This is a genomic window from Spiroplasma sp. BIUS-1 (assembly GCF_010365805.1).
Lineage (GTDB): Bacteria > Bacillota_I > Bacilli_A > Mycoplasmatales > Mycoplasmataceae > Spiroplasma_A.
Genome location: NZ_CP048386.1, coordinates 724,028 through 747,539 on the forward strand (window position 1 = coordinate 724,028; position 23,512 = coordinate 747,539).

The window sequence follows — 23,512 nt, forward strand, 5'->3', positions numbered from 1 at the left end:
ATTATTCTCCTAGCATTTTATTTGCTAATTAGTGTTTGATAATTTTTTAGCTTCAACTAATTTAATTTGAACAAGTTTGGTAATACCTTTTTGTTCCATTGTAGCTCCAAATAATGTATCACAATTTTCCATTGTACCCATTCTGTGAGTAACAATCATAAATTGTGTACTTGTAGTGAATGTTTTAATATATTTTGCGAAACGTTCAACATTAGCGATATCCAGAGGAGCTTCAACCTCATCTAGAATTACTAATGGAATTGGTTTAACTTTTAATATTGAAAATAACACTGAAAGTGCAACCATTGATTTTTCCCCACCACTTAATAAGTTTAAGTTTGCTATTTTTTTACCTGGAGGAGACATTTTTAAATCAATACCTGTATTTAAAATATCATCTGGATTAGTATAAATTATTGATGCTGTTCCTCCACCAAATAAAGTAGCGAAAGTGTCTGGTAATACTGCATTAACATCTTTGATAATTTTTTTGAATTGAATTATCATTTGTTGATCCATATCACCAATTGCATCTTTTAAGTTTTTGATTGATTCAAGTACATCTTGAGTTTGCTCAACATATGTTTGATATCTTGAGTTTTCTTCTTCGTATTCTTCAATTGAATCTAAGTTAACATTTCCTAATGAGTTAATTTCTTTTCTCAAGTAGTTAATTCTATCTCTTACTTCTGATTCCGTTTCATTTACATTAGTATTTAATTCTAATGCAGCTTCAAAAGTTAAGTTATAGTTTTGTGCCAATCTAGCTGTTGCATTTGATTGTTTTTCAAACATTAAAGTTCCATCAGAATTTAAGTTTGAGTATTTATCTTTTAATGAATTTAGCATACCTCTATCTTCATTAATGATTGAGTTCAAGTTATTTTGTCTCTCATTTGATTTATCTTTAAGAGATCTAATAACGTTTATTTGTTGTTGAACTTCATCTTTTTTTGTTTCTTGTTCTGATATTTCAGAAATTATTTTAATAATTTGTTCATCAACTGATTGGAATTCTTGTTCTCCACCATCTAATTCTTTTCCGGTAATTACTCTGAATTCTTCTTTAATTTCGTTTGCTTCTTTTTCAATTAACTCTGATGAGTGTCTTGAAGCACCAATTGCAGTTTGAATTTCTGCAAGTTCTTCACGAAGAACCTCAATTTTATCACTTAATGTCCCAACTTCTTTTGACATTAAAGCTTCTTTTTCATCAAGTTCTTTTTTAGTATTTTCTAACTGTTGGATTTGGTTTGAATCATTTAAAATAACACTTTTATTTTTTCTACTTCCCCCAACAATAGCTCCATGAGGTAATATTCTTTGACCATCTAAAGTTACAATGTGATATCTCTTATTTGTAACTTTTGAAAGTTCAATTGCATCATCATAGTTTTCTACTACTAAGTAATTTGAAAGTAAATAATCTAAAACTATTTGATATTTTTTTTCTATTTTAACTAATTCATTTCCAAAACCAATAAATCCTTTTGATTTTTGAATAACGAATCTTGTTTCGTTATTTATAAAACTTGGTTTCAAGTTATCTAAAGGTAAGAATGTTGCATGACCTGCCTTATTATTTTTTAAGAACTCAATTGCAACTTTAACATCACTTGTAGATTTCATTACAATATTTTGTAATCCATTTTGAATAACTGTTGATATAGCAACTTCATAATCTTTATCAACAACTATTAAGTCTTGAACTGTACCTATAATTCCTGAAAGTGAGTTTCTATTTTCTAAAACGTTTTTAACACCTTCAAATAAATTATCTAATGAGTTTTTTCTTGATAATAATGTTTCTAAACTAGATTCAGTTTTAGCTAATTGTTTTCTTATTCCATCTAACTCTTGGTTTAGTTTGAAACGTTTACCACTAGCATCATCTAAGCTTTCTCTTTTTTCAACTTTGTCACTCAATAATTTTGATAGTTTTTGTTCTTCAGCTTCTAATCTAATTTCTAATTCTTTAGATTTATTTTTTAGATCTGATGATTTAAATTCTTTATCATCAATATCTACTTTACTTTTCTTAGATTCTAAAGTAATTCTAGAAACTTTTAATTCACTTATTTTTTCAACAATTTTTGTAAACTCTTTATTTAGTTTAGAAAGTTCTTTTTCACTATTATAGTTTGATTGTGAAATACCGTTAAATTCTTCACTTTTTTTGCTAATTTCTTTTTCTAAAGAGCTTATTTGAATTTTAAGCTCTGTTTTTTGTTCGTTTAATTCAATTATTTTTTGTTTATATAATTTAATATCATTTACCAATACAGAAACTTCAATGTTTTTAAGTTCGTCAAAAAGTTCTTTATAAGCAACAGCTTTTTTAGACTGTCTTTTTAAAGTAGGTAATTTTCTTTCAATTTCATTTATTATGTCATTTAATCTATCTAAATTTTCTTGTGATCTTACAAGTTTTCTAATAGCTTCTTCTTTTCTTTTTTTATAACGAGCAACACCTGCTGCTTCATCAAAAAGTCTTCTTCTATCTTCTGGTTTTGATTCAACAAAGTTACTAATTGAACCTTGTGAAATAATTGCTAAACTTGATTTTGTTAATCCAGTTTCTAAAGCAACGTCTTGAATATCTTTTAGACGCACTCTACTTCCATTTATAAAGTATTCAGATTCTTTTGTTAATCTAAAAAACTTTCTTGTAATTGATACTTCATTATAATCTAATGAGCTAAAAGCTCTATTGCTATTGTCGAATACAAGGGTAACTTCTGCCATATTCAATGGTTTCTTTTCACTACTTCCAGAAAACACAATATCGTCCATTGAGTCTCCACGTAGTGATTTATATGATTGTTCTCCAAGAGCTCACATGATAGCGTCATTTATATTAGACTTACCACTACCATTAGGACCTACAATCCCAGTCATTGAAAAATCAAAATTTAAAGTTGTTGGTTCAGCAAATGATTTGAACCCATACGCTTCAATTTTTTTTAAGAATATCATTGTTTTTTTACCTCGTGTAATCGTACATAGCCGTCCTATGCAACAAAATCATTATATATATTTTAGTACATTAGTACAATTATTTAACAATAATAAAAAAATAAAAAACCCTTTATTTATGGGGTTTTTTATTACTTTATTTATTTTTTTTAATTTTAGATAAAGCGTTCTTTGCAGCCTCTTGTTCAGCTTGTTTTTTATTGCTTCCCTCACCAGTTCCAAAAACCATTCCATCTAATACTGCATTTACAGTAAATACTGCAGTATTATTTTTCAGTTTTTTACACTCAACCGTAACATATTGAAGTTCACTTCTCATTTCTAGTTGAATTAGTTCTTGTAATTCTGATTTAAAGTCATGTGATTTATCTAAGAATTGGTTTATTACATAATCACTAAATATTGTCTTTTCAAGTCATTTATTTAACACTTCTTCGTTTTGATCTAAGAATATTGCAGCTGTTAGTGATTCAAAAATATCTGAAAGAATTGAATCTTTTTCATATCCTTTAGATTCTAATTCACCAACACCTAGTCTTATAAATTTTCCTAGACCTATTTTTCTTGATATTTCAGCTAAAGTTGATTGTTTAACAATAGAGCTTCTATATTTTGTTAATAATCCTTCATTTGATTTAGGAAACAATCTATAAAGATAGTCACTAACTTTCATTTGAAGAATTGCATCTCCCAAAAATTCCAGTCTTTGATAGTTTTTAGCAAGTCTATTTTCATTTGAAAATGAATTGTGAGTTAAAGCTTCATAATAATGTTTTTTATCATTAGCTTCAATTGAAAATTCTTTTAAAAGAAAATCTATTATATGCATTATTTATCCAAAGCTTTCTTTACTTTATTTACAACGTCATTTTTAATTGCATTGTATGTCATTTTTAAAGTAGCATAGAAAGCAACTTTATCACTTGATCCATGTGATTTAAAAGCAATACTATTTGCTCCTAAAAGGATTGCTCCAGCATGATTTTTATAATCAAATTTTGCAGCCACTTCTTTAAATGCTTTTTTCAATCTTAATGCAGCTAATTTTCTAAATAAAGTTTTTGTTATTGCAGATTTTATTTCAGTAAGTAGAGTTTTTCCCATACCTTCAAGCGCTTTTAAAGCAACGTTTCCAGTATATCCATCAGTTACAATAATATCTACTTGACCACTTGCTAAATATCTTGATTCAATATTACCAACAAAATTAATTTCTTGGTTTTCTTCTAATAACTTGTAAGTTGCTTTGTGTAATTCTAATCCTTTTGATTTTTCTTCACCAATGTTTAGTAAAGCAACTTTTGGATTATCAATTCCGTTTACAGCTTTTGAATATGCTGTAGCCATGATTGCAAAGTTCACTAGGTCTTCTGGATCACATTCTAAGTTTGCTCCAACATCTAACATTAAAGTTATTTTTCCTTTAACGCTTGTCGGAATTACTGGCATAAATCCAGGTCTTTCAATACCATCCATTTTTTTAATTATAAAGTGACAACCAGCTATAAAAGGAGCTGTAGCACCACCAGTAGTTACACCATTTGCTTTTCCGTCTCTAACAAGTTCTAGTGCTCTCACCATACTTGAATCTTTTTTTCTTCTAATATCCATTATTCCGTCAGTCATTTCAATAACTTCAGTTGCATTAACAACTTCAACTTGATCTGGATTGTGTTTTCTTGATGATAATTCTTTTTTTAAGGCAACTTCATCACCAACAAAGATTATTTTTAAATCTTTTTGCTCACCTAAAAGTTTAATTGCAGCATCAACTGCTGGAATTAAACCATTATCTGAACCCATAACGTCAAACGCTATTACTTTATATTCCATATTTTATTTCTCCTGTACTTTAGTGATTATATAGATAATTGGTTTTTAAAGCAAAAAAAATAAAACATTTAAATGTTTTATTTTTTGTATTTAGCTTTGTTTTCTTGTTGTCTTGCGCTTCCTTTATCACAACAAGGACATTGTTTTGATAAACAAACTTGACAACCTATACATTTTAAACAGCTTTGACATCCATGGAAAGAACCACTACAAACTCTACAAGTGTAACAGTTATGAGCTCCTCCAGGACAACAAACATCGCTTGATGCTTGGTTATTTTGCTTTGGTAATGGCATATTTATACCCCCTTATGTATAAATTAATTATACATAATTGTTAACTTACTAGCAATGTAAGAGGTCTTTTTTTGATTTGTAGCATTGCTGCCATTCATCCAATATAAAGGATTGCTCCTAAAATTATTGCTGAAACAAATGGTATTCAAGGTAATGAAGGCAATGCTATTAATACTGTAAATCTTGCTCAAACAAAGGATTGTATGAAGTGTCATACCCCAATTGATGCAATGAATGCAAATATATAACTAATTGCAGCTCCACTTACATATTTACCCATAACCATTCAGTTAATTTGACCATTTGTATAACCAAGTGATCTCATAATTGTAATTACATTAATTGAATCAGTAATAATAATATTCATAATTACTATTAGTAAAATAATCAATAAAACTACGTCAATTAAAATGTACATTAACATTGCGTTTGTCATTTTTCCTAAAACTTGATCAATTACAGATTTTAGAATTGGTAAAGTAATTACTGAAGGGTCCATAAACAATGTACTTGCTTTTGGTTTAGGAGTCATAGGAATCATTATGCTTGCAAGTCAAGGACTATTAGGACTTGAAGCCATAGCATATGTGTCTCTTGAATAAGTAAATGAATTCATAGATGCAGCTATATTTGTTAAGTCAATTATTCCTTCACTTGCTTTTTTATTACTAATTAAAGTATTGAATAATAATTTATTTTCATCAAATTTGTCTTCACCATTTATTAATTTAATTGATGCAGTATAGTCTGTATAAATATCTTGCATTAGAGTATCATTTGCATTTATTGCAGCAACTCTAATTTTTACTTTTACATCTTTTCCTACAACTATATCAAAAGTATCGCCAATTTCTTTATTTAATATTTTTGACAATCTAAATGATATTATTGCATTTAAATGATCGCCGTTGACTTCAGAAAGTTCATTCATTTGTTTATCACTTATTGAATCGAAGTTAACGATCTCTCTTGTATTTCCACCGATTTTATTTGTAGTATCAATAAATTTAATTAAAGAGTTACTAATATCAACATCTGAATTACCTTCTACATGGTAAGAAAGACTTGTTTGAAGAGCTTCTTGATTTCCATTAAATAATATATTGTTTACACTCAATAACGGATTTACTCCTTCTTTCATTTTTGAGAAAGTTGATAATAATGTAAAGAATGCATCATTTGCAGGGAATGGATTAATCTTATTGCTTAATTTTGTTTGTCCTGATTGTAAACCATTTAAGAAATCGAATAAGTAAGGTTTAAATGATTCAACATCATTACAACTTCCCATATAGGGTTTATCACCCATTAAACCAATTGGAGAAATACATGCCAATTTTCCAAAATCATTTAAGAATAATCCTGGCATATTTTCAGGAGTTGCATTTGCTATTTTTGTGCCTTTACCTAAATCTGTATCAATAGCTTCTAGATACAACTTTCCTGATTGCACTAAATTTTCTAAAGGTTTATCCAAAGAAACTTTTCTTTTATCTGCAATTAATGTCATTACTTCTGAAAAGTTGTTTGTAGCTTCATATTCTTGATTATTTCTTACATAATTCTCAACACTTTGATTTTTATCTTCATCAATATTTGTGAATTTTATACCATAGTTTTCTTTTTTGATGTCTTGAGATATTTTTCCGTTTTTTGCATTTACAGGAACAACACTGTTTAGATCATATAAGTGGTTAACTTCTTTTGTATAAATATTGTAACCACCTTCAATCATATTTTTGATTACAGGCATGGCTCTTAATTGTAATGTGAACAAGAAAGAACTGAATATAAATAGTCCCATAATAAGTGCAAACTTACCTTTTCCAGCCGAAACAAAAGCGTGTTGCATTCTAAATGTAAATCCTTTATTTCTTTTTCTAAGACTTCTTAATACTAATCAATTTATTAAAGAATAAATTAAAGCTGGGAAGAATATTATTTTTAGAACTAAAACTAATTTGTCAGCTTTTGATTTTTTTGGACCAACAGTTAGTAAAGATAAAGCTCCCTCATTTAAGAACTTAAATATAATTAAGTAACTTAACCCAGCAAACAATAATGGAACAATTATTGTTAATACCATTAAAAATACTGGAGAAGCGTATATAACGCTAAAGTCAAAAATAACAAATGTACTAAATTGTTTTGTTGCTGAATCTATTTGGAACGGGAATGAAAGTAAATAACCAATTCCTATTCCAATTATCATTGTTAAGAATGTTTTTACAGCAAAAACTCATGTTAATTCTTTTGTTGTATAACCAAGTGATTTAAATACACCTAGTTGTTTTCTTGTATTGTTAATTTCTTTTTTAAGAACAAATAATATAAACATGAATCCTAAAATAAATAAAATTGATCCTATAACAACATAAATTCATGTAATTATATACAAGCTTGTTAATTTATCTATTGTTGTATATGATTTTGCAGCTTTAAATAAAGTTGTTCCAGGTCTAAATAAACTAAATTCATTTGAATCCTTGTTATTAGAATTTGATGTATATGTTTTTGTAAATAGTTCATTTAAATTATATTGTCTATCGTTTTTAGTAATAAAAACTTCTGTTCAAGTATTTAAATAAAAACCTGATTTTGCATCATACTTAAAGTCATCTGGTTCAAAAATTTGTTTATAACTATATTTTGAACTTGAATCAGTAAAAAATGTATTTTTGAAAAATATTTGTGCATAATCATCAATTGAATCTTTAAAAGAACTGAAACCAACCGGAGTAAGAGCGCTGTATTTCAACCCAATTCCAACTACAGTGAATTCTTCTGTTTTACCAGGTTTTGGTGAACCTTCAAATGATTTATTAACACCAAGAGATATTTTATCTCCGATTTTTTTATTTTGTTTTTTTGCATAAGCGTCACTTACAACAATTTCATTATTCTCTTTTGGTAATCTACCCGATTGTAAAACAACATTATTAATATTGAATTCGTCGGTACCACTTAAAGAAGTTGCACTAGACATGTTATAAGTAAATTGTTCACTTGCACCAATACTCTTGTCCATTTTTATATTTGAATTTATAAAAAGTTCATATTTGAAAGTTTCTTCTGATTGTTGTTTTAATTGTTCAAGCATATTAAAAGCAATATAATTTTTAAAAGATCTGTTTGTGTATCCAATTTCTTTGCTCATAGATATTTCATTTTTAGCATCAGGGGTATATATATTACTAATTGTTAGTACTCTATTTGGGGTTTGTGTAGTTTTGAAACGACTTGTTGTTGTTTCATCACCTTGATTTTCATACAATCAAATTAAATCTTTTGCAGCACTTACTTTCTCTTGTCTAATAAGTTCTGGTTTATTTGATTCATTAACTCCTGTTTGCTCATTTACAGTTTCTTCTGCATAATCTTCTACTAATTGTAAAGTTTCTTTTGTCAGCCAACCTCCATCTGGTTTTTTTATTTCAAAATTCATTCCCTCATATTCAAAATTTACACTTTTATTTTCCAGAATAAGTTTTTCTACAAACTCTTCATCTAGCCATCCCGCACTTTGTCATTGTTGTTGTCAAAAATTAGTTTGTCTTTTAACATCCGTTGCTTTTAAAGATAATTGCAATGGTGTTGATAACATACCAAAAATTAACATTGTAAAAATCATTAGAAACACAATTGTTCCTAAAGTCTCTACTCAAGCTTTTATAAAAGCTTTCATATAAGATTTAAATATATTTTTCATTTTTGTATTCCTTTCTAGTTAAAAATTAAAAAGAAATAGCTGGTGGACATTCCCCTTTTAATTGGTTATTTAAAAAATCAGATCTCTTAACTGTTATTAAATTTCTTTGATTTGAATCATATGTAAATAAACAATTAACTATCTTCATATAAGAAATTAAAACTATATGTTTTATCTCTAAAAACTTAATTGAAACAAAATTTGCTACTTTAATAAATATAAAGTATGCTTTCATACTTAATTTATTAACAGTTGAAAAGTTAATAATTGCTTGTCTTATAAAATGTAGGAAAGCAAATATAACAACGAAACTAATAAATTCAAACAAAGCAAAAGTAATTAAAGAAATTACCATTCTTTGTATAAAAAGAACTCTTTCTATTTCATATTTGCTTTCAGTTTGACTTTTTAAAGCCACACAAAAAAATATTAAAAACGTAGAAACAGCCAAAATCAAGTAAACACTTGGATTCAACTCTATCTTTGTTTGTTTAATTAAAGAGTCAAATAGATTCTTATTAAATTGATCTAATTTTAATTTTTTAAGTTGCTTTACTGTATTTAAGTAATTAAATAACTTATATGCATATATAAAACCAATAAAAAAACCTACATTTATTAAAGCAAAAGTGATCAAGTGGTTATTAATTTTAGATTTACTTGCAAATAAAATCGTAATAATTGCAATTGAACAAAATATTGAAAGGAAAGTAATTATTAGATTTATTATTAAGTTAAAAAAAGTTTTATTATTCAAGTTTTTTAATATAAATTTCATAATTCTCCTCCTTTTTTTCAACAAAACTATTATATCTCATTAAAAATAAAAAAATGATTCAAAGAATCATTTTTAACTATTCAATACCAATAATGAATGAGTATACTTCTTGTTGTCCATCTATTACTTCATACTCAACATCATGATTTTCATCTAAATACTTACGTAAGTCGTTGATATCTTTAAATGATGCATCTTGTCCAGTAAATATTGTCAAGATTTCAGTTTTTGAAGTTATATATTTTGACAATGATTTTGTAAACACATCATTTAATGTCTTAGCAGATATTGTGATTTTTTTATCAGCTGTCATCATGTATTCGCCTGTTTTGATGTTAACTCCATCAATAGTTGCATCTCTCGCTGCTTTGTTGATTGAAACAGAAACAACGTTTTTGATTGCTTTAGCGATATTTGATTCATTTTTCTTAGCACTTTCATCAGTGTCTAAGTTCAAGTAAGCAGTGATTCCTTGAGGAATAGTTTTTGTTTCAATAACAACAACTTTTGACATTTTCTCAAGATCTTTTGCTTGTTTTGCAGCTAATAATACGTTTGAATCGTTAGGGAAGATATAAACTTTTTTAGCGTCAACTGCTTCAATTGCAGTCATAAAGTCTTTTGTTGAAGGATTCATTTTTGATCCTCCATCAATAACATAATCAACGCTCAATTCGTTTTTAAAGTAATCTTCCATACCTTTTGATCTAACAACAGCAATTGTAGCAACTTCATTTTTCAATGTACGTTGTTTTTGTGCTGTAGATCTTGCTGATGATTCATCAGCGGTGTTAGAAACATGTCTATCTGCTTGTAATGTCATATTTTCAGCCTTGATAGTTCTGAACTCACCAAATTGTTGTAAATATGATAATACCTGTCCAGGCATTAAAGCATGTGTATGGATTTTCAAAATATCTCCATCCATAACTGCAACAATTGAAGTGTTTCCGTACTGTTCAAATGTGTTTCTTACTGTATCAACTTTTAATTTATTGATAAATTCGTCATTTAGCATAACGATAGCTTCAGTACAGTATCCAAACTCATCTTCAATGGCCATTTCAATATTAGCACCTGTATTTTCTTCAAGTTTTTTTAATTTAGCTACTGGTTTTAGTTTGTTAATAAAGTATTGCATACCCTCTAAGAATTTAACTAAACCATAACCACCACTATCAACAACTCCAACCTCTTTAAGTGCAGGTAATAAATCTGGAGTTCCGTCTAATGATTTGTTTGCAGCCACTACAACTTTATCTCAGAAATCATCTGGAGTAAGTTCATCTGTTATAGAGTTAACAAACTCACTTGTTTCACGAATAACAGTTAAAATTGTTCCTTCAACAGGCTTCATAACAGCTGCATATGCAACTTCTTTAGCCTTTGCAAAAGAATCTTTTCATGTTTCAAGATCCAAGTTTTCTTTGTCTTTCATCCCATTTGAAAAACCTTTGATAATTTGAGAGAAGATAACACCCGAATTTCCTCGAGCACCCATAATTAGACCTCTAGAAAATTTAGCCATTAATGACCCAATATTCTCAAAGTCTTCATTTTCTATTTCAGCAAATCCGTTGGTACAAGTTAAATTCATGTTTGTTCCTGTATCACCATCTGGTACAGGGAAAACATTCAACTTATCTATATGAGGATAATTATTATATAAATTATTAACCCCACTTGTTATCATACCTTTTAAAATTTGTGCATTTTTCATAGTATTGCCACCCTCTAAACTATATTGTTTTTTTATCTTTTTAAAAAAATAATAAAAAATTGCAAATATTTATTTGCCAGATCATAAGTTGATATTGAATAAATAAAAATATTGTCTAAAGAACAATAAGATCGTCTACAGCAACATCAACAATATAATTTCGCACGAACTGAGACAATTTCTCCAATTCATACTTTACACGTATTTGAACTTCTTTGACAACGTCGCGTATATTAACTCCATTGATTAGAATTATATGCACCTTTACCCTATCAGTAATATCAGCTGATGTTAATTCAACAGCTTTTGAGATATCTTCAGTTTTTAATTCTGAGGCTGACTTTGCAGCAAAGTTTGCAAAAGACGCAACTCCGGGTACTGTAACTACAGCATCTGATATTGAATCTAAAATAACTTTATCTATCATAAGTTCCTCCATAAAATTTATATAGTGCTCTTCTAATTCAGGGTCATACACAGATCATGTTGACACGTTTCAAACTAGTACAAAATTATTTTACACTAATAGTTTTAATAATTAAACTATTAAGAAACAAAAGTTTAATTATTTAAGTATATTTATTTCAATATTTTGTTGTATTTTTAATCTAATTATTATATTATTTATAAGTCCGAGGTGAAAAATATGGCAAGAAAAGACGGTTTAACAGGTAAAGGTCCTTTGTCAGGTAATTCAAGATCACATGCTATGAATGCCAACAAAAGAAAATGAAACCTTAACTTACAGAAAGTTCAAGTTATGGATGAAAATGGTAAAGTTATGACTTTAAAAGTTTCAGCCAGAACTCTAAGAACTTTGAAAAAAAACAATCAGTTAGCAAAATAAACTACAATAAATCAAGAAACTCATAGAAGTTTCTTTTTTTTAAAAAAGGGTAAAAAAACATGAAAAAAGCATTTTATTTTTTATTGTCTATTTTTTTATTACTTTCCTCTCTTCTTACAGTTAGTTGTTCCAACTATGACTATGCAAGACAAGGAGATCCAATTTTAATAGCTCATGCCGGTGGTGCTATTGATGGTAATTCTTATACAAATTCTTTAGATGCAATGAACAAATCTTATGAAGATGGGTTCAGATATTTTGAACTTGATTTTATGACAACGAGTGATGATAAAATAGTTGCCATTCATGATTGAGATAGATGATTTAAAGATAATAACAAGAAAAAAATACCAACCCACGAAGAATTTATGAATTCTAAAATAAAAGGTAAATACAGTCCTTTAGATATAGCCACACTTAATGTTTGATTTAAAGAACATGAAGATGCTTATCTAATAACAGATAAGATAAATGATCCAAAGAGATTCTTAACTGAATTTGATTATCCAAAAAGAACTTATATGGAATTATTTTCAAAACAAGCCGTTATAGAAGCTAATGAAATAGGGTTTGGAAATACTTTATTATCTTTACACGCATTTACTTATGGAGATAAATTAATAGATTTTATGTTGGAAAATAATGTTAAATACATTACAACAAGTTACAATGTATCACCAAGAAAGAAAAAATTTATTAAAAAAGCTAAAAGCAAAGATATAAGTACATTTTTCTTTTTCGATGCAAATAAACCTGTTACATCTGAAAAAATGAATGATAAATATAACTACATTGATGGTTTTTATCTTGAAGAGTTTTCACAATATAAACCACAATAAATTGAGAAACTCATAGAAGTTTCTTTTTTTTATATATATAATTAAATTGTTAATGCCCTCTTGGCGGAATTGGTAGACGCAGCAGACTCAAAATCTGCCGAGAAATCGTATCGGTTCGACTCCGATAGAGGGCACCAGCAAGAAAACAAAAAAACAGATTACATTATATGTAATCTGTTTTTATTTTGTCATTATTATCATTGCTTCTTTTTCGACTTCTATTTCCCCATTTACATATGGAATAAACTCATTAGAATAAGCAAATGAATTTAAAGCTTCTAAATTAGCTTTTTCAACTTCATATTTCATCCCTTTTATTGTAATAACATTATCTTCTAAACTGAATAAAGAAACATATGTATAGTCTTGATAATTATTAAATTCTAAACAATTGATACCTTTTTTTATTTTAAAAATAATTGAATCATCGTTTATTATTTTTAATTCATGTTTAAATACATACTCAATTATTGTTAAGTTCATATCATATCTTTTAGAAGGTTTCACAACCATAGTTATATCTTTGTAACCATTTTCTTTTAAATATTTTATAGCAGCAATTCCATCTAAAAAGTCTTTTTCTGAATCTAATTTTATAAATTCATTTGCATTTACTTTTATCGATTCTAATTCTTGATTGGTTACTTGATCAAAATCAGACATTGCTAAGTCAATTCTTATATTTTTTTCAATAAGACTCAAACAACCTCTTTCAATACCCATTATAAAGTGGCTTTTTTCAAAAGGTTTAAGATTTATATTTGTTTCACTAATAACAATTAAAGCCTTATCCTTCAAGATTAACAACTCGCTCTCTTAAATTTGATATATTTTCTCCTACCAAGTAACTTCCAGCAACAATCATATCAACTCCTGCTTGTTGAACTAATTTATATGTTTCTTGATTAATTCCACCATCAACTTGAACAAGGTAACTATAATTATTTTCTTGTTTTATTTTTTGTAATTCTTTTATTTTATCTACAGAATTTGGAATAAAACTTTGACCTCCAAAACCAGGTTGAACACTCATAACAAGAACGTTTTGAATTTTTGAAAGATATTTTTCTATTTCTTTTACTTCTGTATTTGGATTAATAGACAGTGAAGCTTTTAAATTATTTTTTTGACAAAATTCAATAAAATCTTCGATTTGAGTTTCACTTAATGCTTCAAAGTGTAGAGTTATTTGCTCTACATTTTTTAATACAAAAGGTTTTAAGTATTCTTCAACACTCAGGTTAACTATTTTAACCATTAAGTGTAAGTCCATTTTAAAATTATATTTATTCACTATATCTGATAATATTTTGGGTCCAAAAGATAAGTTAGGAACAAAATTATAATCCATTACATCATAATGTATTCACTCTATTCCAGCATCTTGCAAATTATCTAAGTCCTTTTTTAGATCTAAGAAGTTTGCAGTCAAAATACTCGGAGCTACTATATATTTTTTCATTAATATTTTCTCCTTTTAGATTGTTCTTCAATTTCAGATTGTACTTTAACATAATCATTGTATATAAACTCTGGGAAAGTACCTTCACTTACAGATTTTATAACTCCACAACCAGGTGTGTTGTTTATATGTAAGCAATTATTAAACTTACAACTTGTGTTTTTAAAGAACTCAATACTTAAAGCAATTTCTTCTGCTTCTATTTCCTTATATTCAAAAGAAGAAAAACCGGGAGTGTCACCAATTAAAGCATCTTTATAAATGAATAGCTCATTTTTTGTAGTTGTATGTTTTCCCCTATTTAAAGCTTTCGAAATTTCTTGAGTTTTTTCAAATAGATTAGGAATTATATGATTTAAAGTAGTTGATTTACCAGCTCCGGTTTGCCCTGTGAAAACTGAAGTTTTGCTTTCTAGACTTTTCAAAAAGCTAACTCACTCTTTATCTGTGTCTATCATGTTGTTTATTAAATAAGTTTCATAGCCTAGTTTTTTATATTCCTTTGCTCTTTCAACTTCTATATCTTTCGTGTTTGCTAAATCAACTTTTGTAAATGCCAATACTGGTTTAATACCTAAAGACTCAACAAAAAATAGATACTTATTTAATGTATATGTATTTAATACAGGGTCTTTCAAAGAAGTTATTATAACAACTTGATCAATATTAGAAATTCTAGGTCTATAAAGTTCATTTTTTCTTTCCAATATATTTGTTAAAGAACCTTTGAAGTTATCTTGATCTATTATTTCAAATTCTACATAGTCTCCTGTTGTAGGTTTTTTGTTGCTATGTCTTATTTTCCCTGTTGCTTTGCACTCATAAAGATTTTCTTCAAAAAGAACATAAGCATACTCACTTAATATTTTTAAAATTATACCTTTATTCATGTTACAACACCATTACCAATACCAATGTCAATATAAGCGCAACAAATATAACCATAAAAGCAATAAAGAACTTAGTTCTTGCAGTTACTGGAAGTTTGTCATAAGCTGTTCCAACTTTTATTGTTTTATGTCCATCATTTGTATTCAATTTAACTTTTCTGTGATAAACATATGGTTTTGGATTGTCAGTGGCTTTGATTTTTAATAATTCTCTTTTAACTTCATCCACTGATTCAAACCTGTTTTCAGGTTCTTTTTCAATCATTTTTAAAATCAAGTTTTCTAGACTTTGTGGAATTGCAGGGTTAATAAGTCTAGGACTAGTTGGTGTTTCTTTCAAGTGCTTTGCAGCAATTTTCGGTGCCTCTTTTGCAACGAAAGGTGCTGTACCAGTTGCAAATTCATATAACATTATTCCTAATGAATAAATATCGCTTTGAGGTGATGGAGCTTGTGCAGCAATTACTTCTGGGGGCATGTATTTTGGAGTACCAATTGCTTTATTTATTTCTGTTGATTTACCCTCCATAACAGAAATACCAAAGTCACCCAATTTAACCTCTCCCGATTGAGTAAGTAAAACATTATCAGGTTTAATATCTCTGTGAATAATTTGCAATTTATGAGCTTCAGAAAGAGCTTCACAAATTTTTGAAAAGTAATATTTCAATTCTTTTAAAGTCATTGATCCAAATTCTTGAAACTTATCTTTTAAAGTTCCACCCTCAACACATTCAAGAATAATAAATCATTCTTGACCTTGCTGAATAATGTCAAATAATTTAACAACATTGGGATTTGATCCTAATCTAGCAAAAGCTTCTTTTTCAATTTCAAATCTTTCTTGACCAACAGGTTTTATAACTATTTCTGGAGCAACAACTTTTACAGCAACTATTGTTTTTGTAAAAATATCATATGCTTTAAAAACAGATGCCATTCCACCTTTACCAAGCTGATTTAAAACTTCGTATCTATCATTTATTAATGATCCTGGTTCATAATTGCTCATAGTATTGCTCCTTTACCAATAATATAATAACAAAAAAAGCAGAGTTAAATTACTCTGCTTCAATAATTAAAATTGATAAATTGTCAGTTGATACATTATCTTTTGCATCTTCAACAATTAAATGTGCTTTATCTTTAAGTTTAACTTTTGGATTTCCTAATGTTGAAGCTGTAATTTCTTCATCCATATAATCGTGAACTCCATCAGTTGTTAAGATATAAATACCTTCTTGGTTTTCAATAAAGTATGTATCTATTCTTAAAGTTTTTTGTGGCCCTAAAGCACTTGTTAAAACCTTTCAAAATGTGAAGTCATTTGCTTTTTCATAAACACCTGACATTTGAATGTCTTTTCTTTCTGCTTCAGGAGTTGAGTTTCATAAGTTTTGATCTTGAGTGATTTGGAATAACTCTTCATTTACTAATTTATATGTTCTTGAATCTCCAACGTTAATTACAAATCCACCAACTTTTGTAAATAGGATTGCAGTTAAAGTTGTTCCCATATCTCTAGTTTCAAATCTTTCATTTGAATATTCAACCATTTCAGTTAATATGTTGTTTACACAACTTCTCAATCATCTATTAACTTCTTTTTGATTCATATTAGAAAAATCATTTTCATGAAAGTACTCGATGAACTTTTCTACCGCTATTTTTGATGCAACTTCCCCATAGGCATGTCCACCCATTCCGTCACAAACAACACCAAGAGCTTCTCCTGATTTTTTTGTTGCAAAGTCAAGATTATCTTGATTTGATTTTCTGTAGTTACCTATATCGGTAAGCATTGCACTTTTAAATTTCATTTTTTAGGACACCTTCCCTTTTGGCTCTTAATTGACCACAAGCTGCATCAATATCTGCTCCAAATTCTTTTCTAACTATTGCATTAATTCCTTGTTTTTTAAGAATCTTAAAGAACTCATCAATTCTTTTAGATTTTCTATATTCGTTTTCTTCAACTTCATTATAAGGAATTAAGTTAACATAACCATTTATCCCTCTTATTATTTTTGCTAACTCATTTGCATGTTCTGGTTTATCATTAACACCATCAATTAATATATATTCAAAAGTAACTCTTCTGTTTGTTTGATCAACATAATATCTAACTGATTCCAACAACTTTTCAATTGGAAAAGCTTTGTTAATTGGCATCATTTGATTTCTAACTTCATTGTTAGAAGCATGTAAAGAAATTGCTAAATTTATTTGAGTTTTTAAGTCTGCAAACTCTTTGATTTTTGGAACAACACCACAAGTAGATATTGTGATATGTCTTGCCCCAATTTCAAACCCTCTCTTATCATTAACTATTTTTACAAATTTCAGAACATTATCATAATTATCGAAAGGTTCTCCGATTCCCATTACAACAATATGACTAACTCTTGATCTTTTGTTATCTGGGTCGTTTTTATATTTTTCTTTTAAGAATAAATTCATTGTATATATTTGTCTAACTATTTCATCTGTAGAAAGATTTCTTTCTGTTTTTATTAGACCTGAGGCACAGAATTTACATGACATTCTACACCCAACTTGTGTTGTAACACAAACTGATTGACCATATTTTTGTGGCATCAAAACAGTTTCGATTGTTTTTTTATCATCAAGCATAAATAAGATTTTTATTGTTCCATCTTTTGATTCTTCAGTAACTAAATCTTTTAATAAATCAGCTGTGAATCTTTCTTTGATAAATTCTCTCAACTCTTTACTTAAGTTAGTCATGTTATCAAAATTAGTTTCCATCTTGATATAAACTCAATCATAAATTTGTTTTGCAGAAAACTTCTTAAATCCATTTTCCATAAGAATATTTTCCAACTCTTCAATTGTGTATCTAAATATGCTTGTTTGTTCCATAAAAATTTAACTCCAAAATATATTTTAACACACTATAATTGTTTAGTTTAAAGACTTATTTTTATTTTCACTTTTTTTATAAACACTTTTCAATATAAAAAACAGCGCTATCGAGATACCAAAAGTAATTGGAATTAAAACTAAAGCTAGTTTTTTGGATGTTTTTTTATCTTCTTTATTTTCGGTTTGCTCTTTTTCAATATCTTTTTCTTTATTTATAGTTATTTTAAGTTTTTCTCCCTTTTCATTTATAACTTCAAAATAACATTTATTAGAATTTGGTTTTAAAGAAAACACAAGCATATCATCTTCTTGTTCTATTAAAGTATTTTCATCTAAATGAATTATTTCAAAACTATCTTTTTCAAAAGCTATTTTTTTGTTTTCATAATCAAGTTTTTTTTCTTGAATTTCATCAAATACTTTTATTTTTATTCTGCTTTCTTCGTTTTTGTATTTTACTGTGATTTCAAAATCCCCATTTGTTTTTGCAAAGTAAATTATTTTGTTGTCTATTATAGTTGCTATTAAATCATTTGAACTAGTTTCTAATGTTATTTCAGAAGGATCCATTTGTTCAAAATTATTTATTTTAACTTCTTGAGTCGTTTGCTTTTGTATTATTGAAACACTTTTCTCTAAATTAATTGATGAAGCATTTTCAGTTACTTCTATAAATATTTTTTCTGAATGTTTAGTTATATTTGACATAACCTCTATTTCATAACTACCTACAGAACTTGATTTAACTTTAATTTTATTTTCTACAATTTTTGCATTCAAATTTTTATCTCTATTTATTAAAATAATTTGATCTAAATAACTAGAGTTAATTTCTATTTCTCCAACTTCTCCTCTTGAGATTTCTAAATTGTTTTTTTCTAATTCGTAGTATCCTTCTTCTCTATCCACAAAAACATTAATTATCTTTTTGCTTTTTGCATCTATAGAGTCTAATTCAATGAAACCAGAACCAAACGCATTAGCTCTAATTTTCAAAATATTATTTTTTTCAAAATTTACTTCCAGGTTATTACTTGATTTTATTTTTATTTTTCTAAATTCTTCAGCATTTATAATGAACAATTCACTAACATTATTATTTTTTAAAGTTAAACTCTCGTTAGATACTTTAAAATCTTTAAATTTAAGTTCTTCTCCAACAGGTTTTGATTCACTTGTTATTTTAAAATTATCTAGAATATAATTTTTTTCAGTAGATACAAATTTTATATCTGATCAGTTTGAAAAATTAATATAACCATCTAACTTTTTAATGCTGTGTTGGACACTTACATAGAAAGTTAGTATTCCACCCTTAGGTTTTTCATAAGTGTATTTAAAAACAGCAGACTTTTCAGAATTAAATTTTTTTATAGAGTTTGAGTTTTCAAGATCATCATTATCAAAGAAAATTTCTTCTTCTTTTATTTTATAATTCTTAGAAATGTAGTATTTTATTTTATCGTGATTAAGAGCTAAGTTTTTAGATTTGCTCTCATAATTTAAATAAATAGAGTCATTATCTTCATTTACATTTTCATTTTTGAAAACAACTTTCAAATTTTTAACTATCACTTTATCTCTTTCGAACACATCAACCGTTCCAACATAATCTTTATTATCAAATAAATCTTTTGAGTATACAGTTTTTAAATTTACACTATGATAAATATTTTTTTGTATATTTAAAAACTTGTAGAACTCTTCATCATAAATTAGTTTCACTTCTAAATCTCTTCTTGAATATGAGTAATTTCTATTCGATTTAGTGTTGTGTGTGTAGAATATTTCTTCTTTGTCTTTAAAAGCATTTTTTCTTGAGCTGAATTTTGTTTTAACTTCTTTTAAAACCATTCCACCTTTAGTGATTTTTCCTATATATTGTTGTGTGTTATTATCAAAAAACATTTTAGAATCTTTTAATATCTCTTCTACAACGATCCCTGTAATTAATAAGCCTTCACTTTTTTCTGTATATATTTTTTCAAATTTAAGATTTAGCTTTGTATAAATAAAAGTATCATTCCATTTATCGTGGTAGCTATATTCCTTTTCAATAGTTTTTTCTTTTTGTCTTTTATCCAAACTAACTTTAAAATCAAAAGTTTCATTAGACATGTTTGGATTTGAAGCAAAAGTACTTATTGAATTTCCATTTGAATCTCTTTCTATTATGTTTGTGAAACTTAATTCTAAGCTAGAATCAAATCAATAATCAGTCATATGATCTAATTGCAAATCTTTAATAGATATAAACTGTTCAACTTTAGTTTTATAAACCAAACTGTTTGGATATCTATCCACAGTCACGTTTTCATCTCTAAGAGATGGTGCATCAATTACATAGAAAGGTTCTTTTATAACCTCATTGTTTTGAATAGAGTCTTGACTTCCTATAACTTCAACAATTTTTGACTCTAAAGATAAAACAGAACTTGTCCCAACTCCAGAAGTCAATAAAAGTAATTTAAGAATTTTTAACATTAATAATTCCTCCCCTTACTTTATCGACCAAAAATAAAAAAATGAAAATTATTTAATTTTCATTTTACATATATAGAAACCATCGTTGTCGTATTCTCTTCCAAAAAAGACTTTTTCAAAAATCTTTTCTATATCTTTGTGTCTCTCAAGAAACTTTTCAATTTGATTTTCATTTTCATCTTTATTTATTGTGCAAGTAGAGTAAACCAACTCTCCATCTTTGTCTAAACACCTATATGCTTTTTCTAAAAGTTCTAATTGTAGATTTAATAAATTTTGAGTTTCTGTTTCAGAATGCTTCTTCAATTTTATTTCAGGTTTTCTTCTTAATACACCATATCCCGAACATGGAGCATCCAATAAAATATAATTATATTTTCTTTCATCAATATCTAGTGCGTTTTTGCAAACTAAATTTACATTTTCCACACCTAGTCTATTTAAGTTTTCTTGAATTAATTTCATTTTGTTTTCTTGCAATTCATAAGCATCAATTGTTCCTGTGTTTTGCATAATTTGAGCTAAGTGAGTTAACTTACCACCCGGAGCACAACACATATCTAAAACTTTAGATTCTTTTCTTGGGTTAAGAATATGTGAAGCCAAACCACTAGTTTGATCTTGTATTGTTACGTATCCTTTTTTGAAAATATCTTCATTGACGATATTTTTATTTGAAAGATAAAAATAATTAATTAACTTAGAGTTTTTTAATTCATATTTTTCTAAATAATTTTTTTCAAACTCTTCTTTAGAAATTTTCAAAGTATTTAGTCTCATACTAATTTTACTTTCTACATTTGAAATTAAAACAAATTCTTCAGCTTGATCTCTAGAATAATCTTTTTCTATTTTTTTAAATAATCAAAATGGAAAACCATTCTCTAAAGATAAAATATTTTGCTTATTTTTAATATCAACTTCTCAATATTTTTCTTCTAAAAGTGATTTAGAAACTTTATTTACAAGACCACTATAGTTCTTGTTTATATCTTTTGCTATTTCTACAGCTTCATTTATTACATAGTAAGGCTTAGAATTTAAGAATTTTATTTGATATAAGTTCATCCATAATAATATTTGAATCTTATAATCTGTTTTTTCAGGATCTATTAATTTATTTACAACATACTCTAAATAAATTTTGTATTGAATTGTTCCATACACCAATTTAAAAATAAAAGCTATGTCTTCTTTTGACATAGCTTCTTTTTTTATAAGATTGTTAAGTAATTTATTTGAGAACTTATTATTTTTTATTACTTCAAATAAAATATTTAACGCTTCTTTTCTTGAATTCATTATTTTTTAAATTCTTTTTGTTCAATACTAAAGAAGTTAACATCAATCATAAAGTGTTCTACAATTGTTTCAATAAATTCTGAGTTATCAAGTATGTTTAAATCTTCACTTGCTAAAACATGTGCATAAGTTTTATCTGTTAATAATTCTACTAAGTAGTTTTTAAAATCAAAACTTGCATCAATTGTTTCTCCACCAACTTTTTGAACGTTTTCTTTTCAGTTGTTTACGAAGAATTCATATTGTTCACTTACAATTTGTTCTACTTTTTCTTTTAACTTAAAGTATTTACTATTTGATGAATCAATGCTTAATGTATTTTCTTTTGCCAATACTTCTTTAACTTTTGCAACAGCGTTTTCAACACTATCGATTTCAATTATGTATTGGTATTTGTGTTTTAAAGGAATTTCTAATAAAGCTTTATCTAATCTTTGTTTGATAATTTCTTCTTTTTCTGTTCCACGTTTTCTTAATCTTTGTTCAAGAGCTTTTAAGCTTGGTGGCATTAAGAAAATTGACACTAGGTTTTCAGGTTTTTCTTTTTTAAGAACTTGAGTTGCACCAACAACTTCAATTTCTAAGATAACATTTTCACCTTTTGCAATTTTGTCATAAACAGTTTTTCTAGGTGTTCCATAGTAATTATCAATGAATTCTGCATGTTCGATTAGTTCGTTATGTTGAATAGCATCTTTAAATGTTTCTTTATCAACGAAAAAGTAGTTAACTCCGTCAACTTCTCCCGGTCTTGGCGCACGAGTAGTCATAGAAATAGATTGTACTAAATTTAATGATTTATCTTGAGCTAATTCTTTGTTGATAGTACCTTTACCTACACCTGATGGTCCAGATAAAATGATTATTTTCCCTTGTTTATTCATTTTCTAAATCTCCTTTTTCACGTCTTAGAATGTATAAATGTTTATTCTTAAAGTCTTTATACTTCAATAATTTCAGAATTGCTATTTTAGACATATCTAGCGGCAACTCTGACTCCATAATTAATATACCATAATTATTTAATAATTCATTGTCATATATATATTTAAAAAATTCATAGTAATACTCTACTTTTGCAAATGGTGGATCGAAGAAGATTAAGTCCATTTTTTTATTAGAATTAACTAAATAATCTAACATTCTTTTGTAATCTAGATTAAATAGCTCAAATTCATCTTTTTCAAGTCCTTTAAAGTTTTGTTTTATTATTTCTAAAGCTGGTTTATAGTGATCGTTTACATATGCAAAACCAATTCCTCTAGAAAGCGCTTCAAGAGAAAGCGCCCCACTTCCACCAAAAAGGTCCAGACAAACTTTATTTTCAAAAACAAAATAGTTATTAAGAACATTGAACATGTCTTCTTTAACTCTTGTTATTGTGGGTCTTGTGTTCATACCTTCTAAAGTTACTAATTTTCTACCTCTAAAACGTCCACTTATAACTCTCATAGTAATATTTCCTTTGCTTTTATATTATACAAAAAATA

20 protein-coding genes and 1 tRNA gene are annotated in these 23,512 nt (G+C 27.3%); 3 read left to right on the forward strand and 18 right to left on the reverse strand.

The window, feature by feature from the left end; genetic code table 4:
* Positions 1-24 precede the first annotated feature (24 nt).
* The 8 genes from SBIUS_RS03455 to SBIUS_RS03490 all read right to left on the reverse strand — a co-directional run bounded on the left by SBIUS_RS03455 (position 25) and on the right by SBIUS_RS03490 (position 11,751).
* Positions 25-2,976 carry a chromosome segregation protein SMC gene (locus SBIUS_RS03455; RefSeq protein WP_162685094.1) on the reverse strand — a complete coding sequence of 984 codons (2,952 nt, stop codon included), beginning with the start codon at positions 2,974-2,976 and terminating at the stop codon, positions 25-27.
* Positions 2,977-3,112: 136 nt separating this feature from the next.
* Positions 3,113-3,805: a ribonuclease III gene (gene rnc / locus SBIUS_RS03460; RefSeq protein WP_162685095.1), complete on the reverse strand. Its 693-nt coding sequence runs from the start codon at positions 3,803-3,805 to the stop codon at positions 3,113-3,115.
* Positions 3,805-4,809 carry a phosphate acyltransferase PlsX gene (gene plsX, locus SBIUS_RS03465; protein WP_162685096.1) on the reverse strand — a complete coding sequence of 335 codons (1,005 nt, stop codon included), beginning with the start codon at positions 4,807-4,809 and terminating at the stop codon, positions 3,805-3,807. The genes rnc and plsX overlap by 1 nt, the downstream gene beginning before the upstream one ends.
* Before the next feature lie 77 nt (positions 4,810-4,886).
* Complete coding sequence (locus tag SBIUS_RS03470; protein WP_162685097.1) at positions 4,887-5,105, reverse strand: hypothetical protein; 219 nt, start codon at positions 5,103-5,105, stop codon at positions 4,887-4,889.
* A gap of 40 nt (positions 5,106-5,145) precedes the next feature.
* Complete coding sequence (locus tag SBIUS_RS03475) at positions 5,146-8,814, reverse strand: ABC transporter permease (RefSeq protein WP_162685098.1); 3,669 nt, start codon at positions 8,812-8,814, stop codon at positions 5,146-5,148.
* Between the two features lie 25 nt (positions 8,815-8,839).
* On the reverse strand, positions 8,840-9,592 hold the full coding sequence (locus SBIUS_RS03480; protein WP_162685099.1) for a hypothetical protein: 753 nt from the start codon (positions 9,590-9,592) through the stop codon (positions 8,840-8,842).
* A gap of 76 nt (positions 9,593-9,668) precedes the next feature.
* The gene (locus tag SBIUS_RS03485) at positions 9,669-11,312 is read right to left on the reverse strand and encodes a DAK2 domain-containing protein (protein WP_162685100.1); all 1,644 of its coding nucleotides are present in this window, start codon (positions 11,310-11,312) and stop codon (positions 9,669-9,671) included.
* Between the two features lie 115 nt (positions 11,313-11,427).
* Positions 11,428-11,751 (reverse strand): Asp23/Gls24 family envelope stress response protein, encoded by a 324-nt coding sequence (locus SBIUS_RS03490; protein ID WP_238988292.1) that lies wholly within the window; start codon positions 11,749-11,751, stop codon positions 11,428-11,430.
* Between the two features lie 207 nt (positions 11,752-11,958).
* Between SBIUS_RS03490 and rpmB the strand changes: the two genes are divergently transcribed.
* The 3 genes from rpmB to SBIUS_RS03505 all read left to right on the forward strand — a co-directional run bounded on the left by rpmB (position 11,959) and on the right by SBIUS_RS03505 (position 13,135).
* Positions 11,959-12,159, forward strand: a complete 201-nt coding sequence (gene rpmB, locus SBIUS_RS03495; RefSeq protein WP_020834659.1) for a 50S ribosomal protein L28 — start codon at positions 11,959-11,961, stop codon at positions 12,157-12,159.
* Between the two features lie 59 nt (positions 12,160-12,218).
* The gene (locus tag SBIUS_RS03500) at positions 12,219-12,998 is read left to right on the forward strand and encodes a glycerophosphodiester phosphodiesterase family protein (RefSeq protein ID WP_162685101.1); all 780 of its coding nucleotides are present in this window, start codon (positions 12,219-12,221) and stop codon (positions 12,996-12,998) included.
* Positions 12,999-13,052: 54 nt separating this feature from the next.
* Positions 13,053-13,135 (forward strand) — tRNA-Leu (locus SBIUS_RS03505).
* 43 nt (positions 13,136-13,178) lie between these two features.
* Here the strand turns inward: SBIUS_RS03505 and SBIUS_RS03510 are convergent.
* From SBIUS_RS03510 to rsmD, 10 genes are read right to left on the reverse strand one after another with little or no spacing between them, the layout of a single operon-like run.
* Complete coding sequence (locus SBIUS_RS03510; RefSeq protein WP_203352877.1) at positions 13,179-13,796, reverse strand: thiamine diphosphokinase; 618 nt, start codon at positions 13,794-13,796, stop codon at positions 13,179-13,181.
* Positions 13,786-14,460, reverse strand: coding sequence for a ribulose-phosphate 3-epimerase (gene rpe, locus SBIUS_RS03515; protein WP_162685102.1), 675 nt, complete (start codon positions 14,458-14,460; stop codon positions 13,786-13,788). The genes SBIUS_RS03510 and rpe overlap by 11 nt, the downstream gene beginning before the upstream one ends.
* On the reverse strand, positions 14,460-15,350 hold the full coding sequence (gene rsgA, locus SBIUS_RS03520; RefSeq protein WP_162685103.1) for a ribosome small subunit-dependent GTPase A: 891 nt from the start codon (positions 15,348-15,350) through the stop codon (positions 14,460-14,462). Before rsgA ends, rpe begins: the two co-directional genes overlap by 1 nt.
* Before the next feature lies 1 nt (position 15,351).
* Positions 15,352-16,362 (reverse strand): serine/threonine-protein kinase, encoded by a 1,011-nt coding sequence (locus SBIUS_RS03525; protein ID WP_162685104.1) that lies wholly within the window; start codon positions 16,360-16,362, stop codon positions 15,352-15,354.
* 49 nt (positions 16,363-16,411) lie between these two features.
* Positions 16,412-17,170 (reverse strand): PP2C family serine/threonine-protein phosphatase, encoded by a 759-nt coding sequence (locus SBIUS_RS03530; RefSeq protein WP_162685105.1) that lies wholly within the window; start codon positions 17,168-17,170, stop codon positions 16,412-16,414.
* Positions 17,160-18,233, reverse strand: coding sequence for a 23S rRNA (adenine(2503)-C(2))-methyltransferase RlmN (gene rlmN, locus SBIUS_RS03535; RefSeq protein WP_162685106.1), 1,074 nt, complete (start codon positions 18,231-18,233; stop codon positions 17,160-17,162). The genes SBIUS_RS03530 and rlmN overlap by 11 nt, the downstream gene beginning before the upstream one ends.
* Before the next feature lie 42 nt (positions 18,234-18,275).
* A complete protein-coding gene (locus SBIUS_RS03540; RefSeq protein ID WP_162685107.1) occupies positions 18,276-20,720 on the reverse strand; it encodes a hypothetical protein in 2,445 nt (814 codons plus the stop codon).
* A 48-nt stretch (positions 20,721-20,768) separates the two neighbouring features.
* On the reverse strand, positions 20,769-22,022 hold the full coding sequence (rsmB, locus tag SBIUS_RS03545; RefSeq protein ID WP_162685108.1) for a 16S rRNA (cytosine(967)-C(5))-methyltransferase RsmB: 1,254 nt from the start codon (positions 22,020-22,022) through the stop codon (positions 20,769-20,771).
* Positions 22,022-22,906 carry a guanylate kinase gene (gene gmk, locus SBIUS_RS03550; protein WP_162685109.1) on the reverse strand — a complete coding sequence of 295 codons (885 nt, stop codon included), beginning with the start codon at positions 22,904-22,906 and terminating at the stop codon, positions 22,022-22,024. Before gmk ends, rsmB begins: the two co-directional genes overlap by 1 nt.
* Positions 22,899-23,474: a 16S rRNA (guanine(966)-N(2))-methyltransferase RsmD gene (rsmD, locus tag SBIUS_RS03555; RefSeq protein WP_162685110.1), complete on the reverse strand. Its 576-nt coding sequence runs from the start codon at positions 23,472-23,474 to the stop codon at positions 22,899-22,901. The genes gmk and rsmD overlap by 8 nt, the downstream gene beginning before the upstream one ends.
* Positions 23,475-23,512 lie beyond the last annotated feature (38 nt).